This window comes from Pseudomonas sp. PS01301, assembly GCF_029960215.1.
Classification (GTDB): Bacteria; Pseudomonadota; Gammaproteobacteria; order Pseudomonadales; family Pseudomonadaceae; genus Aquipseudomonas; species Aquipseudomonas coleopterorum.
In genome coordinates, this window is the sequence record NZ_JASCPM010000052.1 from 1 (window position 1) to 23,395 (window position 23,395).

At 62.2% G+C, this 23,395-nt stretch carries 24 protein-coding genes and 1 riboswitch; of the genes, 14 read left to right on the top strand and 10 right to left on the bottom strand.

What is annotated here, in order from left to right; translation table 11 throughout:
- Nucleotides 1-185 precede the first annotated feature (185 nt).
- The 6 genes from hisB (at nt 186) to QMX89_RS20035 (ending at nt 4,046) form a co-directional block, all read left to right on the top strand.
- A complete protein-coding gene (gene hisB, locus QMX89_RS20010) occupies nt 186-779 on the top strand; it encodes an imidazoleglycerol-phosphate dehydratase HisB (RefSeq protein WP_043191647.1) in 594 nt (197 codons plus the stop codon).
- Complete coding sequence (hisH, locus tag QMX89_RS20015; protein WP_049861647.1) at nt 779-1,417, top strand: imidazole glycerol phosphate synthase subunit HisH; 639 nt, start codon at nt 779-781, stop codon at nt 1,415-1,417. The genes hisB and hisH overlap by 1 nt, the downstream gene beginning before the upstream one ends.
- A complete protein-coding gene (locus QMX89_RS20020; RefSeq protein WP_049861648.1) occupies nt 1,417-1,674 on the top strand; it encodes a DUF2164 domain-containing protein in 258 nt (85 codons plus the stop codon). The genes hisH and QMX89_RS20020 overlap by 1 nt, the downstream gene beginning before the upstream one ends.
- 42 nt (nt 1,675-1,716) lie before the next feature.
- Entirely contained in the window at nt 1,717-2,454 is a 738-nt protein-coding gene (gene hisA / locus QMX89_RS20025; protein WP_122743892.1) for a 1-(5-phosphoribosyl)-5-[(5-phosphoribosylamino)methylideneamino]imidazole-4-carboxamide isomerase, read from the top strand.
- A gap of 92 nt (nt 2,455-2,546) precedes the next feature.
- A complete protein-coding gene (gene hisF, locus QMX89_RS20030; RefSeq protein ID WP_043191638.1) occupies nt 2,547-3,317 on the top strand; it encodes an imidazole glycerol phosphate synthase subunit HisF in 771 nt (256 codons plus the stop codon).
- Nucleotides 3,318-3,428: 111 nt separating this feature from the next.
- Complete coding sequence (locus QMX89_RS20035; RefSeq protein WP_282349568.1) at nt 3,429-4,046, top strand: hemolysin III family protein; 618 nt, start codon at nt 3,429-3,431, stop codon at nt 4,044-4,046.
- Between the two features lie 3 nt (nt 4,047-4,049).
- Here QMX89_RS20035 and QMX89_RS20040 read toward each other — a convergent pair whose 3' ends face one another.
- Both QMX89_RS20040 and QMX89_RS20045 read right to left on the bottom strand, forming a co-directional pair.
- A complete protein-coding gene (locus tag QMX89_RS20040; protein ID WP_282349569.1) occupies nt 4,050-4,769 on the bottom strand; it encodes a 16S rRNA (uracil(1498)-N(3))-methyltransferase in 720 nt (239 codons plus the stop codon).
- Nucleotides 4,770-4,928: 159 nt separating this feature from the next.
- Nucleotides 4,929-6,335 (bottom strand): adenosylmethionine--8-amino-7-oxononanoate transaminase, encoded by a 1,407-nt coding sequence (locus QMX89_RS20045; RefSeq protein ID WP_192000788.1) that lies wholly within the window; start codon nt 6,333-6,335, stop codon nt 4,929-4,931.
- A gap of 189 nt (nt 6,336-6,524) precedes the next feature.
- Here QMX89_RS20045 and QMX89_RS20050 point away from each other — a divergent pair, with 189 nt between their 5' ends.
- The 3 genes from QMX89_RS20050 (at nt 6,525) to QMX89_RS20060 (ending at nt 9,681) form a co-directional block, all read left to right on the top strand.
- Nucleotides 6,525-8,297, top strand: a complete 1,773-nt coding sequence (locus tag QMX89_RS20050) for an FAD-dependent oxidoreductase (RefSeq protein ID WP_282349572.1) — start codon at nt 6,525-6,527, stop codon at nt 8,295-8,297.
- Nucleotides 8,298-8,492: 195 nt separating this feature from the next.
- Nucleotides 8,493-9,044, top strand: a complete 552-nt coding sequence (locus QMX89_RS20055; RefSeq protein ID WP_282349573.1) for a cytochrome b — start codon at nt 8,493-8,495, stop codon at nt 9,042-9,044.
- 37 nt (nt 9,045-9,081) lie between these two features.
- Nucleotides 9,082-9,681 (top strand): YceI family protein, encoded by a 600-nt coding sequence (locus tag QMX89_RS20060; RefSeq protein WP_049861655.1) that lies wholly within the window; start codon nt 9,082-9,084, stop codon nt 9,679-9,681.
- 134 nt (nt 9,682-9,815) lie between these two features.
- Here QMX89_RS20060 and QMX89_RS20065 read toward each other — a convergent pair whose 3' ends face one another.
- The 4 genes from QMX89_RS20065 to ahcY all read right to left on the bottom strand — a co-directional run bounded on the left by QMX89_RS20065 (nt 9,816) and on the right by ahcY (nt 15,213).
- Nucleotides 9,816-11,696, bottom strand: coding sequence for a DEAD/DEAH box helicase (locus QMX89_RS20065; protein ID WP_049861656.1), 1,881 nt, complete (start codon nt 11,694-11,696; stop codon nt 9,816-9,818).
- A gap of 221 nt (nt 11,697-11,917) precedes the next feature.
- Nucleotides 11,918-12,748: a transporter substrate-binding domain-containing protein gene (locus QMX89_RS20070; protein ID WP_282349575.1), complete on the bottom strand. Its 831-nt coding sequence runs from the start codon at nt 12,746-12,748 to the stop codon at nt 11,918-11,920.
- Nucleotides 12,749-12,888: 140 nt separating this feature from the next.
- Entirely contained in the window at nt 12,889-13,734 is an 846-nt protein-coding gene (gene metF, locus QMX89_RS20075) for a methylenetetrahydrofolate reductase [NAD(P)H] (protein WP_056844492.1), read from the bottom strand.
- A gap of 69 nt (nt 13,735-13,803) precedes the next feature.
- Entirely contained in the window at nt 13,804-15,213 is a 1,410-nt protein-coding gene (ahcY, locus tag QMX89_RS20080) for an adenosylhomocysteinase (protein WP_049861659.1), read from the bottom strand.
- Between the two features lie 20 nt (nt 15,214-15,233).
- Nucleotides 15,234-15,341, bottom strand: a riboswitch (S-adenosyl-L-homocysteine riboswitch).
- Between the two features lie 197 nt (nt 15,342-15,538).
- On the opposite strand from ahcY, the gene QMX89_RS20085 reads away from it, so the two are divergent.
- From QMX89_RS20085 to QMX89_RS20095, 3 genes are all read left to right on the top strand, one after another.
- Nucleotides 15,539-15,934, top strand: coding sequence for a hotdog domain-containing protein (locus QMX89_RS20085; RefSeq protein WP_043191602.1), 396 nt, complete (start codon nt 15,539-15,541; stop codon nt 15,932-15,934).
- 123 nt (nt 15,935-16,057) lie between these two features.
- Nucleotides 16,058-17,278 (top strand): putative DNA modification/repair radical SAM protein, encoded by a 1,221-nt coding sequence (locus QMX89_RS20090; protein WP_056844491.1) that lies wholly within the window; start codon nt 16,058-16,060, stop codon nt 17,276-17,278.
- A complete protein-coding gene (locus tag QMX89_RS20095) occupies nt 17,275-18,102 on the top strand; it encodes a TIGR03915 family putative DNA repair protein (RefSeq protein WP_090355382.1) in 828 nt (275 codons plus the stop codon). Before QMX89_RS20090 ends, QMX89_RS20095 begins: the two co-directional genes overlap by 4 nt.
- Nucleotides 18,103-18,108: 6 nt before the next feature.
- Here the strand turns inward: QMX89_RS20095 and QMX89_RS20100 are convergent, their stop codons facing one another.
- Nucleotides 18,109-18,852: an NRDE family protein gene (locus tag QMX89_RS20100; protein ID WP_282349577.1), complete on the bottom strand. Its 744-nt coding sequence runs from the start codon at nt 18,850-18,852 to the stop codon at nt 18,109-18,111.
- A gap of 352 nt (nt 18,853-19,204) precedes the next feature.
- On the opposite strand from QMX89_RS20100, the gene lgt reads away from it, so the two are divergent.
- Together lgt and QMX89_RS20110 are read left to right on the top strand one after the other, a co-directional pair.
- Nucleotides 19,205-20,017 (top strand): prolipoprotein diacylglyceryl transferase, encoded by an 813-nt coding sequence (gene lgt / locus QMX89_RS20105; RefSeq protein WP_282349578.1) that lies wholly within the window; start codon nt 19,205-19,207, stop codon nt 20,015-20,017.
- A 54-nt stretch (nt 20,018-20,071) separates the two neighbouring features.
- The gene (locus QMX89_RS20110; RefSeq protein WP_049861664.1) at nt 20,072-21,043 is read left to right on the top strand and encodes a thymidylate synthase; all 972 of its coding nucleotides are present in this window, start codon (nt 20,072-20,074) and stop codon (nt 21,041-21,043) included.
- A gap of 72 nt (nt 21,044-21,115) precedes the next feature.
- On the opposite strand, the gene QMX89_RS20115 is transcribed toward QMX89_RS20110, so the two are convergent.
- From QMX89_RS20115 to QMX89_RS20125, 3 genes are all read right to left on the bottom strand, one after another.
- Nucleotides 21,116-21,676: a GNAT family N-acetyltransferase gene (locus tag QMX89_RS20115; protein ID WP_282349579.1), complete on the bottom strand. Its 561-nt coding sequence runs from the start codon at nt 21,674-21,676 to the stop codon at nt 21,116-21,118.
- A 96-nt stretch (nt 21,677-21,772) separates the two neighbouring features.
- Nucleotides 21,773-23,038, bottom strand: a complete 1,266-nt coding sequence (locus tag QMX89_RS20120; protein ID WP_282349580.1) for a type II toxin-antitoxin system HipA family toxin — start codon at nt 23,036-23,038, stop codon at nt 21,773-21,775.
- Nucleotides 23,035-23,334 carry a helix-turn-helix transcriptional regulator gene (locus tag QMX89_RS20125; protein ID WP_282349581.1) on the bottom strand — a complete coding sequence of 100 codons (300 nt, stop codon included), beginning with the start codon at nt 23,332-23,334 and terminating at the stop codon, nt 23,035-23,037. The genes QMX89_RS20120 and QMX89_RS20125 overlap by 4 nt, the downstream gene beginning before the upstream one ends.
- Nucleotides 23,335-23,395: the final 61 nt, after the last annotated feature.

Here is a 23,395-nt window from a genome sequence, read left to right on the forward strand (position 1 = left end):
ATGTAGACGTTTGAATCGGTGATGCCCCTTCGCGGCCGATGACCGCTCCTACGACACCCGTAGGAGCGGTCATCGGCCGCGAAAAGGCCACCGCAGATCACCCATTCCCCCTCTTGTGTTCCTGTTTCCCGCCCGCGTGCCTATAATGATCACCTTTTTCGCCCAACGATTTTGCGGAGCTGGTGATGGCCGAACGTATCGCGTTCGTCGAGCGCAACACTCTGGAAACCCAGATCAAAGCCTCGATCAACCTGGATGGCACCGGAAAGGCCCGATTCGATATCGGCGTTCCTTTTCTTGAGCACATGCTTGACCAGATCGCCCGGCACGGGCTGATCGACCTGGACATCGAGTGCAAGGGCGACCTGCACATCGACGACCACCACACCGTGGAGGACGTCGGCATCACCCTGGGCCAGGCGTTCGCCAAGGCCATCGGCGACAAAAAGGGCATCTTTCGCTACGGCCATGCCTACGTCCCGCTGGACGAAGCGCTGTCGCGCGTGGTCATCGACTTCTCCGGCCGCCCCGGCCTGCAGATGCACGTGCCCTATACCCGCGCCACCGTTGGCGGCTTCGACGTCGACCTGTTCCAGGAATTCTTCCAGGGCTTCGTCAACCACGCCAACGTCTCCCTGCACATCGACAACCTGCGCGGGCACAACACCCATCACCAGATCGAAACCGTGTTCAAGGCCTTCGGCCGCGCCCTGCGCATGGCCGTCGCCGTCGACGAACGCATGGCCGGCCAGATGCCGTCGACCAAGGGCGTGCTCTAATGCAGACCGTCGCGGTAATCGACTATGGCATGGGCAACCTGCACTCCGTGGCCAAGGCCCTGGAGCACGTGGGTGCCGGCAAGGTGCTGATCACCAGTGACGCCAATGTCATTCGCGAAGCCGACCGCGTGGTTTTCCCCGGTGTCGGCGCGATCCGCGATTGCATGGCCGAGATCCGCCGCCTGGGCTTCGATGCGCTGGTGCGCGAAGTCAGTCGGGACCGGCCGTTTCTGGGGATCTGCGTCGGCATGCAGGCGCTGATGGAGCACAGCGAGGAAAACGCCGGCGTCGACTGCATCGGCGTGTTTCCCGGCAAGGTGCGCTTCTTCGGCAAGGACCTGCACGAAGACGGCGAACACCTGAAAGTCCCGCACATGGGCTGGAACGAAGTGCAGCAGGCGGTGGATCACCCGCTGTGGCACGACATCCCCGACCTGGCGCGCTTCTACTTCGTGCACAGCTACTACATCGAGGCCGGCAAGCCGGGCCAAGTGGTAGGGCGCGGCCATTACGGTCGCGACTTCGCTGCGGCACTGGCCGAAGGTTCACGTTTCGCCGTGCAGTTCCACCCCGAGAAAAGCCATACCCATGGCCTGCAGCTGCTGCAGAACTTCGCAGCCTGGGATGGACGCTGGTAATGGCCAAGGCCAGCAAGCCGCCCATTCTCACCCTGACGCCGGAGCAGGAAAGCGAAGCGGCCGACAAGATCAAGCGGTTCATGCGCGACCGCTTCGATCTGGACCTGGGTTCGTTCGAGGCCCTCGAGGTGCTCGAGCTGTTCACCCGCGAAATGGCTCCACACTATTACAACAGGGCGATTTTCGATGTGCAGGCGCACCTCAGCGAGAGGTTCGAAAGCATCGAGAGCGACCTGTGGGCGCTCGAGAAGAACTGACTTCCGAGCATCGCCGTTCACCGACCCCGAAGGTTTTTGCAGATGCTGATTATCCCCGCTATCGATCTTAAAGACGGTGCCTGCGTGCGCCTGCGCCAGGGCCGCATGGAAGATTCCACGGTGTTCTCGGACGATCCGGTGAGCATGGCGGCCAAGTGGGTCGAAGGCGGCTGCCGTCGCCTGCACCTGGTCGACCTCAACGGTGCCTTCGAAGGCCAGCCAGTGAACGGCGAGGTGGTCACCGCGATCGCCAAGCGCTATCCGGATCTGCCGATCCAGATCGGCGGCGGCATCCGTTCGCTGGAAACCATCGAGCACTACGTCAAGGCCGGCGTCAGCTACGTGATCATCGGTACCAAGGCGGTCAAGCAGCCCGAGTTCGTCGCCGAGGCCTGCCGTGCGTTCCCCGGCAAGGTCATCGTCGGCCTGGACGCCAAGGACGGCTTCGTCGCCACCGACGGCTGGGCGGAAGTGAGTACGGTGCAGGTCATCGACCTGGCCAAGCGCTTCGAGGCCGACGGCGTGTCGGCGATCGTCTACACCGACATCGCCAAGGACGGCATGATGCAGGGCTGCAACGTGCCCTTCACCGCTGCCCTGGCGGCCGCGACCAGGATCCCGGTGATCGCTTCTGGCGGTATCCACAACCTGGGCGACATCCGTGCCCTGCTGGACGCCAAGGCCCCGGGCATCATCGGTGCCATCACTGGCAGGGCTATCTACGAAGGCACCCTGGACGTCGCCGAGGCCCAGGCTTTTTGCGATTCGTACAACGCGTAATGGCTAAACGCGGCCCGCGCCCCGGCTCCCTGTAGCAGCGGCGCAAGCCGCGTCCGCCGGCACCTTGCTCCCAATCCGATCGGAGAACCCCCATGGCCCTGGCCAAACGCATCATCCCTTGCCTGGACGTGGACAACGGCCGCGTGGTCAAGGGCGTCAAGTTCGAGAACATCCGCGACGCCGGTGACCCGGTCGAGATCGCCCGGCGCTACGACGAGCAGGGCGCCGACGAGATCACCTTTCTCGACATCACCGCCAGTGTCGACGGCCGTGACACCACGTTGCACACCGTGGAGCGCATGGCCAGCCAGGTGTTCATCCCGCTGACCGTAGGCGGCGGCGTGCGCACGGTGGCGGACATCCGCAACCTGCTCAATGCCGGTGCCGACAAGGTCTCGATCAACACGGCGGCGGTGTTCAACCCCGAGTTCGTCGGCGAAGCGGCTTCGCGCTTTGGCTCGCAATGCATTGTGGTGGCCATCGACGCAAAGAAGGTTTCCGGGCCGGGCGAAGAGCCGCGTTGGGAAATCTTCACCCACGGTGGTCGCAAACCGACCGGGCTGGACGCCGTGCAATGGGCGCAGAAGATGGAAGGCCTGGGTGCGGGTGAGATCCTGCTGACCAGCATGGATCAGGACGGCATGAAGAATGGCTTCGACCTGGGCGTGACCCGCGCCATCAGCGATGCGCTGGGCATTCCGGTGATCGCCTCCGGTGGGGTGGGCAACCTGCAGCACCTGGCCGATGGCGTGATCCAGGGCGGCGCGAGCGCGGTGCTGGCCGCCAGTATCTTCCACTTCGGCGAATACACCGTACCCGAAGCCAAGGCCTTCATGGCCAAGCAAGGCATCGTCGTACGCTGACCCTGTAGCAGCGGCGCGAGCCGCGTCAGGCCTCACCGCGTTCTTCCAGGCCTCACCGCAGTGCCCGCCGACGCGGCTTGCGCCGCTGCTACGGGGAGCGAGGAGTTGTGTATGTACCATGGCGAACGAATGAACGCCTGGACCCATCTGGTGGGCGCCGTGCTAGCGGCGGTCGGTGCTGTCTGGCTGCTGCTTCTGGCGGCGTTTGAAGGTGACCCCTGGAAGATCGTCAGCGTGTGCATCTACGGCGCTACGCTGATCGTGCTCTACAGCGTGTCCACGATCTACCACAGCGTGCGTGGGCGCCGCAAAGCGATCATGCAGAAGCTCGATCACCTGTCGATCTACCTGCTGATCGCCGGCAGCTACACGCCGTTCTGCCTGGTAACCCTGCGCGGGCCCTGGGGCTGGAGTTTGTTCGGCGTGGTCTGGGGGCTGGCGGTGCTGGGCATGCTGCAGGAGATCAAGCCTCGCTCCGAGGCCCGTGTGCTGTCCATCGTCATCTACGCGGTGATGGGCTGGATCGTGCTGGTCGCGGTCCAGCCGCTGCTGCACCTGCTCGGGCCAGTTGGGTTCGCCTTGCTGGCTGCAGGCGGTGTGCTGTACACCGTGGGCATCATCTTCTTCGCGCTGGACAAGCGTCTGCGCCACGCCCACGGTATCTGGCACCTGTTCGTGATCGCGGGCAGCGTGCTGCACTTCATCGCGATCTTTTTCTACGTCCTCTGAAGCCTAGAAATCCCCCCACAGCTGCTGGGCCACCGCCAGGGCGACCACCGGCGCGGTTTCGGTGCGCAGCACGCGGGGGCCGAGGCGGGCAGCGTGAAAGCCGCCGGCCTTGGCATGCTCGACTTCGGCATCGCTGAGGCCCCCTTCGGGCCCGATCAGGAACGCCAGGCTGGCAGGCTTGGTGTGGCTGAGTAGCGGCTCTGCGACAGGGTGCAGCACCAGCTTGAGCTCAGCGTTGCTCGCGGCAACCCAGTCGGCCAACACCTGCGGCGAATGAATGACCGGCACGCTGGAGCGACCACATTGCTCGCAGGCGCTGATGGCCACCTGTCGCCAGTGGGCCAGACGCTTGTCGGCGCGTTCGTCCTTGAGGCGGACCTCGCAGCGTTCGCTCACCAGCGGGGTGATCTCGCTCACGCCCAGTTCGGTGGCCTTCTGGATCGCCCAATCCATTCGCTCGCCACGGGACAGACCCTGGCCCAGATGGATGGCAAGCGGCGAGTCGGGTTGGCCGGTGAACTGTTCGTCGAGGGTAACGCTGACACGTTTCTTGCCCACTTCCAGCAAGGTGCCCAAGAATTCCTGACCGCTGCCGTCGAACAGCTGGACCTTGTCGCCGGTGGCCATGCGCAGCACGCGGCCGATGTAGTGGGCCTGGGCTTCGGGGAGTTCGTGTTCGCCCAGGCTCAGGGGGGCGTCGATGAAAAAGCGGGACAGTCGCATGGGGGGTGTCTCTGATGATTTTGTGGTGTTTATTCTGCCCTCTTCGCGGGCAGAGGGCTCGCCGCCCGCCCCGCTCCCACAGGAAGTTTCGGTCGCTCATGCGGTCCTTGTGGGAGCGGGCTGTGCCCGCGAAGAGGCCGGTACAGGCACTGAACACCCTCAACCCGGATCGCGAAACCCGGGATGGAAATCTTCAGCCACCTGCACGCTCACGCTGCTGCGCGTGGCGATATCGATCCCCTCGCTGGCCACCTCGGCCAGGAAGTCGATCTGCTCCGGCGTGATCACATAGGGCGGCAGGAAATACACCACGCTGCCCAGCGGTCGCAGCAGCGCGCCACGCTCCAGGGCGTGGTTGAACACCTTGAGTCCGCGTCGCTCCTGCCAGGGGTAGGCAGTCTTGCTGGCCTTGTCCTGGACCATTTCGATGGCCAGGACCATGCCGGTCTGACGCACCTCGGCCACGTGGGCATGGTCGGCCAGGTGCGCGGTGGCAGTGGCCATTCGCTGGGCCAGGGCGCGGTTGTTCTCGATGACGTTGTCCTGCTCGAAGATGTCCAGCGTGGCCAGAGCCGCAGCACAGGCCAACGGGTTGCCGGTGTAGCTGTGCGAATGCAGGAAGGCACGCAGGGTCGGGTAGTCGTCGTAGAACGCGCTGTAGACGTCGTCGGTGGTCACGCAGGCCGCCAGCGGCAGGTAGCCGCCGGTCAGCGCCTTGGACAGGCACAGGAAATCCGGGCGAATGCCGGCCTGCTCGCAGGCGAACATCGTCCCGGTGCGACCGAAGCCCACGGCGATCTCGTCGTGGATCAGGTGTACGCCGTAGCGGTCGCACGCTTCGCGCAACAGCTTGAGGTACACCGGGTGATACATGCGCATGCCGCCCGCGCCCTGAATCAACGGCTCGATGATCACGGCGGCCACGCTTTCATGGTGCTCGGCCAGGGTCTGTTCCATGGCCTGGAAGAGGGTGCGCGAGTGTTCTTCCCAGCTCACGCCTTCGGGCCGCAGGTAGCAGTCCGGGCTGGGGACTTTCAGAGTATCGAGCAGCAGCGCCTTGTAGGTCTCGGTGAACAACGGCACGTCACCGACCGACATCGCGGCGATGGTTTCGCCGTGGTAGCTGTTGGTCAGGGTGACGAAGCGCTTCTTGTTCGGCTGACCGCGGTTGACCCAGTAGTGAAAGCTCATCTTCAACGCGACTTCGATGCACGAAGAGCCGTTGTCGGCGTAGAAGCAGCGAGTCAGCCCTTCGGGCGTCATCTTGACCAGACGCTCGGACAGCTCGATCACCGGCTGATGGCTGAAACCGGCCAGGATCACGTGTTCAAGCTGATCGACCTGATCCTTGATGCGCTGATTGATGCGCGGATTGGCATGCCCGAAGACATTGACCCACCAGGAGCTGACCGCGTCTAGGTAGCGCTTACCCTCGAAGTCCTCCAGCCACACGCCTTCGCCGCGTTTGATCGGGATCAGCGGCAGCCGCTCGTGGTCTTTCATCTGGGTGCAGGGGTGCCACAAAACCTCGAGGTCTCGTTTCATCCACTGATCGTTGAGTCCCATCTTTCTCTCCCGCGGCAACACGCTTGGCAAACAGTCGCGCAAGCCTATGCAATGAGGCCTTGGCTAACAACCCAAACATGCTCGATGTCGACACTGGCGGGCACTATGCCGCTGGCGTATGCTGCGCGGCAATTTGCCACTGCCGGGGCTCGATCCGGCCATTTCGCTTGCTCTGCCGGAGTTCTCTGCATGTCTGCTGGTTGGTTGCGCGCCTGGGCGCTGATAGTAGTAGGGCTGTTCAGCGCGCAGGCGTTGGGCAATGACAAGGCACAGACGGCGATCGTCGTCGGCGGCGGTCTGGCGGGGCTGACAGCCGCCTACGAGCTGCAGGCCAAGGGCTGGCAAGTCACCTTGCTGGAGGCACGACCCAGCCTGGGCGGCCGCTCGGGCCTGGCCACCAGTGAGTGGATCGGCGGCAGCAAGATCCAGCCGGTGCTCAATGGTTACGTGAACACCTTCAAGCTGGCCACCCAGCCGGCGCCGGAATTCGTCCGCAACCCTGGCTACCTGATCGACGGCGAATATTTCACCGCCGCCGACCTGGCCATCAAGCAGCCAGCGACTGCGGAAGCCCTCAAGCGCTACGAGAAAACCCTGGATGACCTCGCCCGCTCGGTCAAGGATCCGGAAAACCCCGGCGCGACCAGCACCCTGTTCGCCCTGGACCAGATCAACGTGTCCAACTGGCTGGATCGCCTGCAACTGCCCCCTACGGCACGGCAACTGATCAATCAGAAGATTCGTACGCGCTACGACGAACCGTCGCGTCTGTCGCTGCTGTATTTCGCCCAGCAGAACCGGGTCTATCAGGATATCGACGACCGTGATCTGCGCGCCTCGCGCCTGATCGGTGGCAGCCCGGTGCTGGCTCAGGCGTTCGTCAAACAGATCAAGACCATCAAGACCGATTCACCGGTGTCGGCCATCAGCCAGGACAAGGACGGCGTGACCGTCAAAGTGGGCGCCGTGGGCTACCAGGCCAGCTACGTGGTCCTGGCCGTCCCTCTGCGCGCATTGGGCAAGATCGCCTTCACCCCTGCACTGGACAACCGCCAGCTGGCGGCAATCAAGGGCACCAACTATGGCTGGCGTGACCAACTGCTGCTCAAATTCAAGACGCCGGTGTGGGACAGCAAGGCGCGGATGTCCGGCGAGATCTACAGCAACACCGGGCTGGGCATGTTGTGGATCGAGCCCGCCTTGAAGGGTGGCGCCAATGTGGTGATCAACCTGTCCGGTGACAACGCCCGCCTGCTGCAGGCCTTTGGCGACAAGCAGATGGTCGACCAGGTGTTGATTCGCCTGCACGCGTTCTATCCACAGGCGCGCGGTGCCTACACCGGCTACGAGATCCGTCGCTACAGCACCGATCCTTCGTATGGCGGTGCCTACCTGGCCTACGGACCGGGGCAGATCAGCAAGTTCTGGAAAGTCTGGGAGAAGCCGCAGCAGCGCATCGCCTTCGCGGGTGAACACACCGACTCGCTGTACCCCGGCACGCTGGAAGGCGCGCTACGCAGCGGTCAGCGTGCTGCCGGCCAAGTGGTTGATCTGGCGGCAGGCAAGTCCTTCGAACCGGTCAAGGTCGCGCCGCCTGCAGCAGCGCCGGTCAAGGCTGCCGAGAGCAAGCCTGGGTTCTTCTCCAAGTGGTTCGGCGGCGGCGACACGCCAGCGGCCAAGCCCGTCGAGCCGGCACCTGCGCCAGTACCGGCGGCTGCACCTGCTCCCGTTCCAGCGCCCACGCCTGCACCTGTTCCGGTGCCCGCCGTCGTGCCCGCGCCCGCACCGGTCAAGGCGGAGCCTGCGAAGAAAGCCGCGCCGGTGAAGAAGGTGGAAACGAAAAAACCGGAGCCCAAGAAGGCGGAAACCAAGAAGCCTGTGGTCAAAAAGCCAGCCGAAGTGAAAAAACCGGTTGAATCCAAAAACAAGGTTGAAGTAACCAAACCTACAGTGCAGCCGTAGGTTTCGCACCGCAGCCGTCGGCCTTTTCACGGGTCGGCGGCGCCTTTACGCGTATAAAACCGCGTTCCTGGCCTCAGAGCAGTGCGCTTAATACTGTCTTAATCAACTTTATCGATATTTCAAAGCGAGATTTTCCGCTTTAATCCGATAGATAAGTCAGTCATCTTGAGCGCAGTTCTTACAAGGTCCAGGCACATGCAACTACGTAATTCCACTTCACGCTATGGCTGGGTCAGCATCGTCCTGCACTGGGGCGTCGCGCTGACCGTATTCGGGCTTTTCGCTCTTGGGTTGTGGATGGTGGGCCTGGGTTACTACGACCCATGGCGCAAGGCCGGCCCTGACCTGCACAAAAGCATCGGCCTGGTGCTGTTCTTCTTCATGCTTGTGCGCGTGGTCTGGCGCTTCATCAGCCCACCCCCGCCGCCCACACCTAACCAGGGCAAGCTGACCCGCACGGCGGCTCATCTGGGGCACCTGTTCCTCTATGCGGACCTGTTCCTGGTGATGAGCGCCGGCTACCTGATCTCGACCGCAGACGGGGTAGGCATTCCGGTTTTCGGGCTGTTCGAAATACCGGCGCTGGTCAGCGGCCTGCCCAATCAGGCGGAAACCGCCGGTACCGTGCATTTCTACCTGGCGTGGGTACTGGTGATATTCACCGTACTGCACGGCTTGGCTGCATTGAAACACCACTTCATCGATCGTGATGCAACCCTCATCCGTATGCTGGGTCGCAAAGCTTGACTGTCGTACCTATCAAACTTCAAGAGGAATACTCCCCATGTTGAAAAAAACCCTCGCTGCACTCGCCATTGGCACTGCCCTGTTCACCGCAGGCCAGGCCATGGCCGCTGACTACACCATCGACAAGGAAGGCCAGCACGCTTTCGTCGACTTCAAGATCAGCCACCTGGGCTACAGCTTCATCACCGGTACCTTCAAGGACTTCGACGGCAAGTTCAGCTTCGATGCCGCCAAGCCCGAAGACGCCAAGATCGACGTGACCCTCAAGACTGCCAGCGTGTTCACCAACCACGCCGAGCGTGACAAGCACATCAGCAGCAAGGACTTTCTGGACGTGGCCAACTTCCCGGAAGCCACCTTCAAGTCCACCAGCGTCAAGCCGACCGGCAAGAGCGCCGATGGCAAGACCACTGCTGACGTGACCGGTGACTTGACCCTGCACGGCGTGACCAAGCCCGTCGTGATCAAGGCCACCTTCCTGGGCGAAGGCAAGGATCCATGGGGCGGCTACCGTGCCGGCTTCGAAGGCACCACTTCGATCAACCGCAAGGACTTCGCACCCAAGTCCATGGACCTGGGGCCACAGTCGGACACCGTCGAGCTGTACTTCACCTTCGAAGGTGTGAAAGCGAAGTAAGTGATTCGCTGACATGAAAAACGCCGCAGCCTGTGAGGGCTGCGGCGTTTTTTTGTATCCGGCATGGGAGCCGTGGTGAAACCTTCGCGGGCAGAGCCCGCTCCCACAGGGCAGCGAGCCTGCCTACCTCATGCTCAGCCTTCGCGATTGCGCGTCAGCAGTGCAGGTTTTTCACCCCGCGGGCGGCTCGGCAATTGCTCCAGTTGCTCGGCAGTCGGGAAACGATCGATCTTCGATTCCTTGTGCACGATTACCGGTTGGCTCGGGTTGCGCGAGTTGCTCACCGCCGGTTCCTGGCGGGGCTGCTCGTCGCGCGCCGGACGGCGGTTACGCGGGTTGCTGTCGCGACGTGGCTGGCCGTCACGAGCGCCACCCCCGTTGCTGCGCGGACCGCGCTTGGCGCCGGCGTTGTCGCCAGTGCCGGCCGAACGTGCGCCGCCACCGTTGCGCGGTGCGCCACCGGCAGGGCGACCCTGGCGAGGCGCTGCTGCTGGAGCAGTACCACCGGCCGGTGCAGAACCGGCAGGACGACGACCGCGCCCTTGGTTCTTGCCCTGATAGGGGCTGACGTAATCCGCACGGTTGCCGAAGTTGTCCACTTCGTCATCGAGGAATTCGTCCGGCGCACGGTTGGCGGAAACCGCCGGTTCTACGGCCGCGCGTGCAGCCTGTGGCTGACGTGGCTTCTGGTCACGGGGTTGGCGTTCAGAACGCGCCCCGGCGGGCTTTTCCTTGCCTTTGTCCTTCCCTTTGTCCTTGCGACCGCTGCTGGCGTTGCTGGTGCCATCGCCGCGAGGTGCGCGAGCACCGCGGGCATTGTTGGCCTGAGGACGCTCGCGCACCTCGGGTTTTTCCGCTTCCACGGTGCTGGCATCGAACCCCATCAGATCACCGTCCGGGATCTTCTGCTTGGTCATGCGCTCGATGCTCTTGAGCAGCTTCTCTTCGTCTGGCGCAACCAGCGAGATCGCCTCGCCACTACGACCGGCACGACCGGTACGGCCGATACGGTGCACGTAGTCTTCGTCGACGTTGGGCAGCTCGAAATTGACCACGTGTGGCAGCTGGTCGATGTCCAGGCCACGCGCCGCAATGTCGGTGGCGACCATGATGCGTACGGAGCCGGCCTTGAAGTCGGCCAGGGCCTTGGTGCGCGCGTTCTGACTCTTGTTGCCGTGGATCGCCACGGCGCTCAGACCGTGCTTCTCCAGGTACTCGGCCAGGCGGTTGGCGCCGTGCTTGGTACGGGTGAACACCAGCACCTGCTCCCACGCGCCCTGAGTGATCAGGTGCGCCAGCAGCGAACGCTTGTGGCTGGAGGCCAGGCGATAGACGCGCTGCTCGATACGCTCGACCGTGGTGTTGGGCGGCGTGACTTCGATGCGCTCGGGGTTGTGCAGCAGCTTGCCCGCCAGGTCGGTGATGTCCTTGGAGAACGTCGCCGAGAACAGCAGGTTCTGACGCTTGGACGGCAGGCGCGCAAGGACCTTCTTAACGTCGTGCACGAAGCCCATGTCGAGCATGCGGTCGGCTTCGTCGAGCACGAGGATTTCAACGTGGGACAGATCGACGCTGCCTTGGCCACACAGGTCGAGCAGACGGCCGGGGCAGGCCACCAGCACGTCGACGCCGCGGGACATGGCCTGTACCTGCGGGTTCATGCCGACGCCGCCGAAGATGCAGGCGCTGACGAACTTGAGGTCGCGGGCGTAGAGCTTGAAGCTGTCGTGAACCTGGGCAGCCAGTTCGCGAGTGGGGGTCAGGACCAGAACGCGCGGTTGGCGCGGGCCGTGACGTTGGGATTTGTCCGGGTGACCACCTGGGAACAGCCGCTCCAGAATCGGAAGGGCGAAGCCGCCGGTCTTACCTGTACCTGTCTGAGCGGCGACCATCAGGTCGCGGCCTTGCAACACGGCGGGAATGGCCCGCTGTTGCACCGGGGTGGGCTGGGTGTAGCCCGCTGCCTCGATGGCGCGGACTAGAGCCTCGGAGAGACCGAGGGAAGCAAAGGACATGAGTAATCCTGTTCTAGTAGGGGCTTATGCCCGAGGGATAATCTTGCCTGGCGCGACGGGTGTGGGGTGACACTGTCGCGTCCGGTCCTGCTGGGGTTGCAAAGTGCGCTTCACGAAGCGGTGCGCGGGCTCAGGCCCAGCGGGCAGGTGCTTCGGGAGGCCTTGGCAAGGCCGAGCGGCCGGACGTAAGCCTGGCACAAGGGCCGAGTATAACAGAGCAATCACATTGCGCTGCTTTCACGCTGCCCAGCGGTGCCCGCGGGCGTTGGCTGCAGTGTCTGCGGCGCAGCGGAAGGTATCGTTTTACCACTCATTGGCCCAACGGCATAGCGTGCCAGTAGCTGCTCATAAGCAGGCTCCTGCTTGAACCGGCGCAGTTCGGCAGCGAAACGCTGCACCAGCAGATCCATTCCGGCGCCTCGGCGCACCGCCAGAAACTGCGGATTGTTGCCGATCTCCAGGGGCAGCGGACTGACCCGCTGTTGCAGGCCCAGCCGCTTGACGGTGTACTCGCCGACGCGGCGGTCGGTGATCAACAGGTCGATGCGTGCCTTGGCCAGCTTGCCGAAGTTTGCTTCCTGACTGGGCCCGCTCTCGCGGGTGACACCGGGCGCCTGTTCGAACTCGTCGCCATAGTCGTAGCCGGCCGTAATGCCCACGGTCAGCCCGTCGAGGTCGGCCATGCTGCGCACCGGGTGCGGTCGATCATTGGCCTGGTAGAACACCCATTCCACTTCCGACAGCGGTTCCTTGGCATAGAACAGGCTTGCGTCGCGTTCGTTGGTCTGGAAGATGTCGAGGATCCCATCCGCCTGGCCCTGGTCGAGCATCGCCAGGCAGCGTTTCCATGGCAGGAATTGCCACTGCACCTGGATGCCCAGGCGTTCGAAGATCAGCGCCGTGATGTCATAGTCGATCCCTTGCGCGGTGCCGTTCTCTTCAAAGGCATAAGGTGCCCAGGAATCGGTAACGATGCGCAGCGTTTCGCCATGGGCCTGCAGGCACCAGCAAAGGAGAAGCGCAGAGGGCAACGAGCGGAGGATGGCAACCATGGGCCGGAGATTACGACGCCTTGCCGCGCTTGAAAAGGTCTATGCCGGGCTTCAGGCACCACTGACCTGATTCTATTGCGACTGATCGATACAAAAAGGCCCCGGCAGAATGCCAGGGCCTTGAGGCTATGCGAGAGGACTCAGCGGCCCAGTTTCAGATTGTTCCATACCGCCAAGCTGGGTTCTGCCTGGTTCAGGGTATAGAAATGCAGGCCGGGGGCACCGCCCTGCAACAACCGCTCGCACATCTGCGTGATCACTTCCTCGCCGAACGCCTGGATGCTTTTCACGTCATCGCCATAGGCTTCCAGCTGCTTGCGCACCCAGCGCGGGATTTCCGCGCCGCAGGCATCGGAGAAGCGCGCCAGCTTGCTGTAGTTGGTGATCGGCATGATGCCCGGCACGATTGGAATGTTCACGCCCAGCTTCTGCACGCGCTCGACGAAGTAGAAGTAGCTGTCAGCGTTGAAGAAGTACTGGGTGATCGCACTGCTCGCGCCAGCGTTGGCCTTGCGCGCGAAGTTGACCAGGTCATCTTCGAAGTTGCGTGCCTGCGGGTGCATCTCGGGGTAGGCCGCCACTTCGATGTGGAAGTGATCGCCGGTTTCGGCACGAATGAACTCGACCAGGTCATTGGCATGGCGCAGCTCGCCGCTGGACATGCCCATACCCGATGGCAGGTCGCCGCGCAGCGCGACGATGCGCTTGATGCCGGCCGACCGGTACTGGTCGAGCAGACCGCGCAGGTCTTGTTTACTGTCGCCCACGCACGAAAGGTGCGGAGCGGCGGGAACGTTGACTTCGCTTTCCAGCTGCAGAACGGTGTTCAGGGTACGGTCGCGGGTCGAACCGCCGGCGCCGTAGGTGCAGGAAAAGAAATCGGGTTTGTAGGCAGCCAACTGGCGGGCGACGCCCATCAGCTTTTCATGCCCGGCATCGGTCTTGGTGGGAAAGAACTCGAAGCTTAAGGGACGATCGTGAGACATGGCAGTTTCTCGGTAAACCCATCGAGCGGGCCAGCGTTGACTGGCCCGCCGTATCAAGAGCCTGAACGCTTAGTAGCGGTAGGCTTCTGGCTTGAACGGACCTTCGACGGTCACGCCGATGTAGTCGGCCTGCTGCTGGGTCAGTTGAGTGACCACGCCGCCGAAGCCGCGGACCATTTCCAGGGCCACTTCTTCGTCCAGTTTCTTCGGCAACACTTCGACGGTCAGGCGGGCAGCCTTGCCGTCGGCGTCCAGGTCGGCGTACTTCTGCTCGAACAGGAAGATCTGCGCCAGCACCTGGTTGGCGAACGAACCGTCCATGATGCGGCTTGGGTGGCCGGTGGCGTTGCCCAGGTTCACCAGACGGCCTTCGGCCAGCAGGATCAGGTAGTCGTCGTTCTGCGCGTCGAAGCTACCGGCACCGGTACGGTGGATCTTGTGGACCTGTGGCTTCACTTCTTCCCATGCCCAGTTCTTGCGCATGAAAGCGGTGTCGATTTCGTTGTCGAAGTGGCCGATGTTGCAGACCACGGCACGCTTCTTCAGCGCCTTGAGCATGTTGGCATCGCAGACGTTGACGTTACCGGTGGTGGTGACGATCAGGTCGATCTTGCCCAGCAGTGCCTTGTCGATGCTTGCCTCAGTGCCGTCGTTGATGCCATCGATGAACGGCGAGACCAGCTCGAAGCCGTCCATGCAGGCCTGCATGGCGCAGATCGGGTCGACCTCGGAGATCTTGACGATCATGCCTTCCTGACGCAGCGACTGAGCCGAACCCTTGCCCACGTCACCGTAGCCGATCACCAGTGCCTGCTTGCCCGACAACAGGTGGTCGGTGCCGCGCTTGATGGCGTCGTTGAGGCTGTGACGGCAGCCGTACTTGTTGTCGTTCTTGCTCTTGGTCACCGAGTCGTTGACGTTGATGGCCGGGATCTTCAGTTCGCCCTTGGCCAGCATGTCCAGCAGGCGGTGCACGCCGGTGGTGGTTTCTTCGGTCACGCCGTGGATCTTGTCCAGCATGGCCGGGTATTTCTTGTGCAGGATTTCGGTCAGGTCGCCGCCGTCGTCCAGGATCATGTTGGCATCCCATGGCTGGCCATCCTTGAGGATGGTCTGCTCGATGCACCACTCGTATTCTTCTTCGGTTTCACCTTTCCAGGCGAACACCGGGATTCCGGCGGCGGCGATGGCGGCGGCGGCCTGATCCTGGGTGGAGAAGATGTTGCACGAAGACCAGCGAACTTCGGCACCCAGAGCGACCAGGGTTTCGATCAGTACGGCGGTCTGGATGGTCATGTGAATGCAGCCCAGGATCTTCGCGCCCTGCAGCGGCAGCTGGCCGGCGTATTTGCGGCGCAGGCCCATCAGTGCGGGCATTTCCGACTCGGCAATGATGGTTTCGCGACGGCCCCAGGCAGCCAGGGAGATGTCGGCGACTTTGAAATCGGAAAAACCAGCAGGCGTAAGTACAGCGCTCATTAAGAGCCTCCATTCGTAGGTTCGAATGGGCGCCGTTGTATGCGTTTGGCGTCCCCAGGCAAGACCTGTAGGGACAACGCCCCATCCGAGCCTGACAGGTCGAACCTGCTGCAGCGCCCCTCGGACGGGTGGCGGGAACGGCCGGGAAATGAAGAAGGCCGTTGAGTGAATCGCTGGCGATTATATAGAGGTGTGGCCAGCTTCCAAAGTATTTCTGACGATTACCGCCGGATGGATAATGGTATTCATAGGCAAAGCTCAATGGAGGCGGGCGCTGTGGTCTGCCATGATTCGACACACTTAGGTGAAGAGCAGAGGAGCCAGCATGAATTTTCATACGCGCAAATGGGTAAAACCTGAAGACCTCAACCCCAACGGCACCCTGTTCGGTGGCAGCCTGCTGCGCTGGATCGACGAAGAAGCGGCTATCTACGCGATCGTGCAATTGGGCAACCAGCGGGTGGTGACCAAGTACATCTCCGAGATCAATTTCGTCAGCGCCTCGCGCCAGGGCGACATCATCGAACTGGGCATCACCGCCACTGAATTCGGGCGGACCTCCATCACCCTGACCTGCGAGGTGCGCAACAAGATCACGCGCAAGAGCATCCTCACCGTGGACAAGCTGGTGTTCGTCAACCTGGGCGAAGACGGCCTGCCGGCACCCCATGGGCGCACCGAAATCCGCTACATCAAGGATCAGTTCGAAACCATCGACTGAACCCGGCCCATGTAGCGCTCGTCCCGTTCCAGGCCGCGTGTGGCCTGGCTTCTGGCCGACCGGCGGCGTTGATGAAGTGCCTGTATTTCTGTACTGTACATAAAAACAGTATCGGGAAATTTCATGCAATTGATCGATAAGCTCAGCATCCTCGCCGACGCCGCCAAGTACGATGCCTCGTGCGCCAGCAGCGGTGCGCCCAAGCGCAGCTCCGAAGGCAAGGGCGGGCTGGGTTCGACCAACGGCATGGGCATTTGCCACAGCTACACGCCGGATGGTCGCTGTGTATCGCTGCTCAAGATACTGCTGACCAATTTCTGCCTGTTCGACTGCCAGTACTGCGTCAACCGCCGTTCCAGCGACGTGCCACGGGCGCGTTTCACGCCTGAGGAAGTGGTGCGCCTGACCGTGGACTTCTATCGGCGCAACTGCATCAGCGGCTTGTTCCTGAGCTCCGGCATCATCCGTTCGGCCGACTACACCATGGAACAGCTGATCCGCGTGGCGCGCCTGCTGCGCGAGGAACATCAGTTCCGCGGCTACATCCACCTCAAGACCATTCCCGAAGCCGACCCGGCACTCATCGAAGAGGCGGGTCGCTACGCCGATCGTCTGAGCGTGAACATCGAGCTGCCCACCGATGCCAGCCTGCAGACCCTGGCGCCGGAAAAGGATGTGAAATCGATCAAGAAAGCCATGAGCACCATCTACACGGGCCAGCAGACCGTGCTCAACGAACCGCGCGCGCCACGCTTCACACCGGCTGGGCAAAGCACGCAGATGATCGTCGGTGCCGACCAGACCGACGACAGCACCATCCTGCACAGCGCCGAATCCCTGTACGGCAACTACGGCCTGAAGCGGGTCTACTATTCGGCGTTCAGCCCCATCCCCAACAGCCCCAAGAGCGTGCCGCTGGCAGCACCGCCGCTGATGCGCGAGCACCGCCTCTACCAGGCCGACTTCCTGCTGCGCAGCTATGGCTACAAGGCCGACGAGCTGCTCTCCGGTCCGGGCGACCTGGCGCTGGATATCGACCCCAAGCTGGCCTGGGCGCTGGAAAACCGAAGCGTCTTCCCATTGGATCTGAACCGTGCGGAACCTGCGCTGATCGCCCGCATTCCCGGCATCGGTCTGCGTACCACCAAGCGCCTGGTGGAGCTGCGTCGGCAGCGGCGAATCCGCTATGAAGACCTGACCCGCCTGCGTTGCGTACTGGCTAAGGCCAAGCCGTTCTTCATCACCAGCGACTACCACCCACAGCAGGCAGAAATCTCTACTTTGCTGCTGCGCGACCAACTGCGTGATCGCCCCCAGCCCCAGCAATTGGGGCTCTGGGGATGATATGTCTGGACTGCGACGACCTGTTCGCCACCTGGCGGCAGCAGGCGCGTTGGCTGCTCAGCCATCAGATCGATCCGAGTCATGTGGGCTGGAACACCGTAGCGGACCTGTTCGCCACGGACGAGCATTACCCGGAGGAAATCGGTCCTTTCCAGGCGCGCATTCCCGTGGCCCTCATCGAGCTGCTGCAAAGCGCTGCGCAGTACCGTGGCGAGCAACGCTGGAGCCTGTTGTACGAAGTGCTCTGGCGCGTCAGCCATGGCGACCGCACGGCCATGCTGGCCGGTGATCGCCTGGGCAGTGAGCTGCACCGGCGTATCAAGCAAGTTCGGCGCGAGAGCCATCATCTGCATGCCTTTCTGCGCTTCGTCGAGATGCCGGTCGCGACCGAGGGTCCCCCCGGTCCTGAATACGTGGCTTGGCACGAACCGGCGCACGACATCCTGGCCTTGGCCAGCGAGCATTTCATCGGGCGCATGGGGCGCAGTCGCTGGCTGATAGCGACGCCTCAGGACGGTGTCTATTACGACGGCACCCAGTTGATCCACGAACGGCGATGCCCATTGGAGTGGCAGCAACTCGCGCAGCAGGCCCATGACCCCCAGGGCGAGCTGTGGCTGACCTATTACAGTCACATCTTCAACCCGGCGCGCTTGAACCCCAAGGTCATGCAAGGCCACTTGCCCACTCGCTTCTGGAAGAATCTGCCTGAAGGCGCGTTGATTCCCGGCCTGATCAGCGATGCGCGCACCGGCAAGCAGCGCGATGGCCAGGCTCGCGACATCGGCAAACGCCAGGGCAAGCGCATCGGGCGCTCGGTTTAGCGCTCGCTAGACCCCCTGCAGACGAACCTCACCCAGCGTGCTGCCCAACGGGCCAAAGCTGCGCTCGATCATTTCCCGATGACCCTCGGCGTCAACGATAACCACCGTGCTGGCCCGCGTTCCGTAACTGGCGCCGGTGATGAACACACTCGACAGCAGCCGCTCGGTGGCCAGGCCTACGCCCGTATCGGGTAGCGCATGTTCCGGTGCCTGGTCGGCATCGGCCAGCATGGCCAGTAATGCGTCAGGCTGGCTACCGGCGACCTCCAGCCCGTGACGGGCTTTCACCAGCTTGGGCCATGGCGTGTCGAGGCTGGCATTGGACAGCCCGTAGGTGCCTGCCTCCAGGTACTGCGGCGTGCCTGCAGCGGAGTGCAGGTAGCACAGGCGCTGACCATCACCGAGCAGCAGATTGAATCCGGCGTATTGGTCCAGGCGATCCGTGACGGCCTGCAGGTAAGCGTCGATCGACTGTTCACCGGTCAGAAAACCCGCCACCAGATCACCACGGGAGCGCCGCGCCGGTGGCTGACCGGGACGACGGATATTGGTCAGCGCGGCGATACGCCCGTTCGGCCCGATCCCCAGCCAGCTACCGCCTGCCTCCAGGTCCCGACCGGCGTACACCCCGCAAGACTCCCGCCACTGGGACAACGGCGCCGTGGGTCGGGCGTGGAATTCGTCACGGTTGCCTGCCAGTACCAGGGGTTGGGCTTGGCCGGGCTGCCAGGTGAAAACGATCAGACACATACGGAAAGATCCTTGTAGTTTGACTTCACTCTACCGGTCCATCGTTGTCCTATCCATCGCTGCGAGGTGGAGCGCCAGGCATGGGTTCCGGTACCATGCCGCACTTGCTTGCGGGTGCAATCGTGAAATTGCGATGTACCAGCCGCTCGGTGCCTGCACGGGTGCCCTGGCCCAGCGTATAGTTCCGAATTCGTCCATGCGCCCGCCTTGGCATGCATCGCCATCACCGTCTGGTTTCTTCAGATACGCGGTGCGCCGGGCGCCCAGATCATCGTTCAAGGTGCTCATACACCTGCTCGCCGCGCTGCTGTTCAGCGTCGGCATGAGTTTTTTGCTTAGCTGAGGAATTGCAATGCTGCCTTACCCGCAGATCGACCCGGTGGCACTGGCCATCGGACCGCTGAAAATCCACTGGTACGGCTTGATGTACCTGGTGGGCATTGGTGGCGCCTGGTTGCTGGCCTCGCGCCGGCTCAACGGGTTCGACCCGACCTGGACCAAGGAAAAACTCTCGGACCTGGTGTTCTGGTGCGCAATGGGGGTGATCCTCGGCGGCCGCCTCGGCTACGTGCTGTTCTACGACCTGGAGCAATACATCGCCAACCCGACCTTGATATTCGAGGTGTGGAAGGGCGGCATGTCGTTCCATGGCGGGCTGCTGGGCGTGATGCTGGCCACTTGGTGGTTCGGCAAGAAGAACAACAAGTCGTTCTTCCAGCTGATGGACTTCATCGCTCCGCTGGTGCCCATCGGTCTGGGCGCCGGGCGCATCGGCAACTTCATCAACGCCGAGCTGTGGGGCAAGCCCACCGACGTGCCCTGGGCCATGATCTTCCCGGCTTTCAGCGATCCGGCGCAGTTGCCCCGTCACCCTTCGCAGCTCTACCAGTTTGCGCTGGAAGGCGTCGCGTTGTTCGTCATCCTCTGGCTATTCTCGCGCAAGCCGCGGCCGACCATGGCCGTATCGGGCATGTTCGCCCTGTTCTACGGCATCTTCCGCTTCATCGTCGAGTTCGTCCGCGTGCCCGATGCGCAGTTGGGCTACCTGGCGTGGGGCTGGCTGACGATGGGGCAGGTGCTGTGTCTGCCGATGATCCTGGGCGGTCTGGGGTTGATCTGGCTGGCCTACCACCGCGCGCCGGCAGCTCCGCGCCCGGCTGTTTGATTCTTTTTTGCCTGGGCGCGATCAAGGTTGCGCCCTGAACGATGCAGGTACGTCATGAAGCAATATCTGGAACTGGTCGCCCACGTCATCAAGAACGGCACCTTGCAAAGCAACCGCACCGGCGTGCGCACCATCAGTTTCCCGGGTGCCATGCTGCGGTTCGACCTGCAGGAAGGCTTTCCGGCGATCACCACCCGGCGCCTGGCCTTCAAGTCGGCCATCGGCGAAATGGTCGGGTTCCTGCGCGGCGTCAACAATGCCGCCGAATTCCGCGCCTTGGGCTGCAAGGTCTGGGACCAGAACGCCAACGAGAACGCCCAATGGCTGGCCAACCCCTTCCGCCAGGGTGAAGACGACCTGGGCGAGATCTATGGCGTGCAGTGGCGCCAGTGGCCAGCCTACAAACGCATCGCCCTGAGCAACCCGGCGGCGATCGAACTGGCCACCAGCCAAGGCTATCAGCAGATTGCCCAGGCCGAGGAAAACGGCGAGAGCTTCGTGGTGCTGTACAAGGCCATCGACCAGATTCGCCAGTGCGTCGACACCATCATCAAGGACCCGGGCAGCCGTCGGATCCTGTTCCACGGCTGGAACTGCGCCCAGCTCGATGAAATGGCACTGCCGCCGTGCCATCTGCTGTACCAGTTCCACCCCAACCCGGAAACCCGCGAGATCTCGTTGACGTTGTACATCCGCTCCAACGACCTGGGTCTGGGCACGCCGTTCAACCTCACCGAAGGCGCCGCGCTGCTGTCGCTGGTCGGACGCCTGACCGGCTACACGCCGCGCTGGTTCACCTACTTCATCGGCGACGCCCATGTGTACGAGAACCATCTGGACATGCTCAACGAGCAGATGAAACGCGAGCCGTTACCGGCCCCCAAGCTGGTGATCTCCGACCGCGTGCCTGAGTTCGCGAAGACTGGTGTGTACCAACCAGAGTGGCTGGAGCTGATCGAACCCAGCGACTTTACCCTGGAAGGCTACGAACACCACGCGCCACTGACTGCACCAATGGCGGTGTGATCGCGCAAGCTCCCGTATGCGTAGGGGTGAACCTGACAAGTCGCGGCGTCCAATTCGCGGTTCCGGCGCATGCTACGAGCCCGTGTGGGAGCGGGCTCTGCCCGCGAAACAGACACCGCAGTCTGCCTGCTGCACCGCGGCCAGGCGTTTCAATGCAATTACCCTGACGCTTTGGTGAAGATATTCATCGCCCCCAACGTCAGTCTCGATCTGCTCCCAGCCAAGCCGACGGTAGTACGCCGACTTTTCCTCGACGGCACATAGATAGACCCGCTCGACACCCTCCGCTTTCGCTTTCTGCATTCCGGCTGTGAGTAATGCCGCCCCGACGCCCTCATTGCGGCTCTCGGCCTCCACCCACAGCGCCGCCAGCCAGGGCGAATACTGCACTCGTTCATCCATGTCCGAAACGATCAGCGATACCGTGCCCATGAACCGCTCACCTGCATGAGCGACCAAAGTGGTGGGAATGGGCTTGGAACGCAGGCTGTCTTCCAGAAGCGTCAGCACATCTTCCAAGGTGTGGCCGTCTTCCTTCCACCAGGCTTGCCACAGCCGCTCGCCCACGACGGCAAGAAAACCAGGTTCAGTGCGCAGATCTGATATTTGAAAGGGGGTTGCGGTGCGATTCATGACAGGTTCTTTTTGTTGGACATGTGCAACGAACCTATAGGCAGGCTTTACAATAGCGAAACTAGGATTGTTTCAAAACCTTGCTCGCTGATTCAGTCAAGAGATCCGAAAGTCCGCATGCAGGTGTTGCCAATGCTGGCGCAGGATCGCTTGCTGATCCGGCTTCATGACGCTGGCGGCTAGTGCCTCAGGCCACAGCGTTCGTGCTGCGTCCAGTGTTTCTCGTAGATGAACGAGCACGGGTCGCCAAGGTATTCCAGAGGTCTCAGCCCATCGTTTGAAGTGTTCGAGCGAGACGTCATACCAGGCTTTCGTATCGGCCATGTTCAACGCAAACTGGCTCTCGCCGGGAATAAATACCTTGGTCGCGACGATGTCGTAAGCCGGGGACAGTTCTGCGCTGAAAGTGTCCGGATAGATCAGGCTCCAGTTCTTCAGATGCGCGTCGCCGTTGGCCAGCAGCACATTGACCAGCAAACGCACAGCCATTTGCGTGACATCCCGTTGGCCATGGTGGGTCTGGGTGTAGAGCAATCTGGCGATCTGTTCATAACGGCCGCTGCGGTATTTATCGTGGGCGTAAGCGTAAAGCACCTGGGCGAAGTCTTCTGAATGAACGCGCTGCCCTCCGGCAAGCCGATCATAACGACGAATGCCGTAGGCCCACTGCTCGTCGGGCAGGTTGATTGCGGGCAAGCTGTCGATCATGTCCATGCCGATCAGGCGTATTTCAGGAATGTCGACGCCTGCCAACTGTGCCAGCTGCATGCAGGTGTATTCGTTGAGCGGCACGAATGGGTGAACGGTGGAGGGCGTCTTGATGATCCAGTCTCCCGGCGCCGCAGGATCGGCAGTTATGTAACGGCCATCCCTGTTGTGCATGGAGAATTTCATCTGTACGCCGGCCAGCGAGAAGTGCGAGCGATGGTCGGGTGTGTCGATGGATACTGGATTGATCTTGCCGTGGTTGCCCAGTGCATAGGCTGGGATATGGTCGGCGGATACCGGGGTTGCGACCAATGCACCCGGCAAGTCCAGACCGAGCCAGCTCAACAAGGGAAATTCGCTGTCTGGATGCACTTTCATGGCTTGTGCAACCAGGCTACGCAGCGCGCCTTCCGGAAGTAGATTGCTCAACACGGGGTGAAGCCGGTGATGCGTGACGTAAGGGTGTTTGTCTGCCAGTTGACGTCTGAATACGTCCGGATTGAGGTGAGACAAGGTCAGCGTGCGTCGGTGTGGATCAGCGATGTAATCCGGAGCCAAGGTGAGTACATTCTTGCCATTCGAATGGCCGGTAACGTAACCGACCAGTTGCGAATGCAGCGTCAGCTTCAAGGCCGCTACGGTTTCTACACTCATGGCAGATCATCCCAAGGATTTTCCGGATAGTTATCCACAGGTCGATCATCCTCGAAATACACCGGCGCGCCTGCAAGGATCTTTTCGATCAGTTTGAGTTGGTCCTTGGGCACCAGGACCATGCTTGCATCCAGACCTTCGGCAATCAGGTCCAGGGTGTTGAGGCGCGGGTTGCCGTTCTTTTCGATCTTTCCGTATTGCTGGCGGGTGAGGCCAGTGCGCAGGGGCATGTCCTGAATCTGAAGACCCAGTTGTTGGCGGCGGTTGCGGATCTGTTGCAGAAGTGTGGTTAACATAGGCTGAGTATGAGCCTGATATGGTTCATGTCAAATGGAATGAGTCATATATTATTCATAT

What these genes read in the sequence shown, in the direction of transcription:
- QMX89_RS20055 (WP_282349573.1), top strand. Translation starts at nt 8,493, where the DNA reads ATGCAACTACGTAATTCCACTTCACGCTATGGCTGGGTCAGCATCGTC.
- QMX89_RS20050 (WP_282349572.1), top strand. Translation starts at nt 6,525, where the DNA reads ATGTCTGCTGGTTGGTTGCGCGCCTGGGCGCTGATAGTAGTAGGGCTG.
- QMX89_RS20110 (WP_049861664.1), top strand. Translation starts at nt 20,072, where the DNA reads ATGAAGCAATATCTGGAACTGGTCGCCCACGTCATCAAGAACGGCACC.
- QMX89_RS20095 (WP_090355382.1), top strand. Translation starts at nt 17,275, where the DNA reads ATGATATGTCTGGACTGCGACGACCTGTTCGCCACCTGGCGGCAGCAG.
- QMX89_RS20065 (WP_049861656.1), bottom strand. Translation starts at nt 11,696, where the DNA reads ATGTCCTTTGCTTCCCTCGGTCTCTCCGAGGCTCTAGTCCGCGCCATC.
- metF (WP_056844492.1), bottom strand. Translation starts at nt 13,734, where the DNA reads ATGTCTCACGATCGTCCCTTAAGCTTCGAGTTCTTTCCCACCAAGACC.
- ahcY (WP_049861659.1), bottom strand. Translation starts at nt 15,213, where the DNA reads ATGAGCGCTGTACTTACGCCTGCTGGTTTTTCCGATTTCAAAGTCGCC.
- QMX89_RS20020 (WP_049861648.1), top strand. Translation starts at nt 1,417, where the DNA reads ATGGCCAAGGCCAGCAAGCCGCCCATTCTCACCCTGACGCCGGAGCAG.
- QMX89_RS20120 (WP_282349580.1), bottom strand. Translation starts at nt 23,038, where the DNA reads ATGAGTGTAGAAACCGTAGCGGCCTTGAAGCTGACGCTGCATTCGCAA.
- QMX89_RS20070 (WP_282349575.1), bottom strand. Translation starts at nt 12,748, where the DNA reads ATGGTTGCCATCCTCCGCTCGTTGCCCTCTGCGCTTCTCCTTTGCTGG.
- QMX89_RS20040 (WP_282349569.1), bottom strand. Translation starts at nt 4,769, where the DNA reads ATGCGACTGTCCCGCTTTTTCATCGACGCCCCCCTGAGCCTGGGCGAA.
- hisB (WP_043191647.1), top strand. Translation starts at nt 186, where the DNA reads ATGGCCGAACGTATCGCGTTCGTCGAGCGCAACACTCTGGAAACCCAG.
- hisF (WP_043191638.1), top strand. Translation starts at nt 2,547, where the DNA reads ATGGCCCTGGCCAAACGCATCATCCCTTGCCTGGACGTGGACAACGGC.
- QMX89_RS20060 (WP_049861655.1), top strand. Translation starts at nt 9,082, where the DNA reads ATGTTGAAAAAAACCCTCGCTGCACTCGCCATTGGCACTGCCCTGTTC.
- QMX89_RS20035 (WP_282349568.1), top strand. Translation starts at nt 3,429, where the DNA reads ATGTACCATGGCGAACGAATGAACGCCTGGACCCATCTGGTGGGCGCC.
- QMX89_RS20085 (WP_043191602.1), top strand. Translation starts at nt 15,539, where the DNA reads ATGAATTTTCATACGCGCAAATGGGTAAAACCTGAAGACCTCAACCCC.
- hisA (WP_122743892.1), top strand. Translation starts at nt 1,717, where the DNA reads ATGCTGATTATCCCCGCTATCGATCTTAAAGACGGTGCCTGCGTGCGC.
- QMX89_RS20090 (WP_056844491.1), top strand. Translation starts at nt 16,058, where the DNA reads ATGCAATTGATCGATAAGCTCAGCATCCTCGCCGACGCCGCCAAGTAC.
- lgt (WP_282349578.1), top strand. Translation starts at nt 19,205, where the DNA reads ATGCTGCCTTACCCGCAGATCGACCCGGTGGCACTGGCCATCGGACCG.
- hisH (WP_049861647.1), top strand. Translation starts at nt 779, where the DNA reads ATGCAGACCGTCGCGGTAATCGACTATGGCATGGGCAACCTGCACTCC.
- QMX89_RS20115 (WP_282349579.1), bottom strand. Translation starts at nt 21,676, where the DNA reads ATGAATCGCACCGCAACCCCCTTTCAAATATCAGATCTGCGCACTGAA.
- QMX89_RS20045 (WP_192000788.1), bottom strand. Translation starts at nt 6,335, where the DNA reads ATGGGACTCAACGATCAGTGGATGAAACGAGACCTCGAGGTTTTGTGG.
- QMX89_RS20125 (WP_282349581.1), bottom strand. Translation starts at nt 23,334, where the DNA reads ATGTTAACCACACTTCTGCAACAGATCCGCAACCGCCGCCAACAACTG.
- QMX89_RS20100 (WP_282349577.1), bottom strand. Translation starts at nt 18,852, where the DNA reads ATGTGTCTGATCGTTTTCACCTGGCAGCCCGGCCAAGCCCAACCCCTG.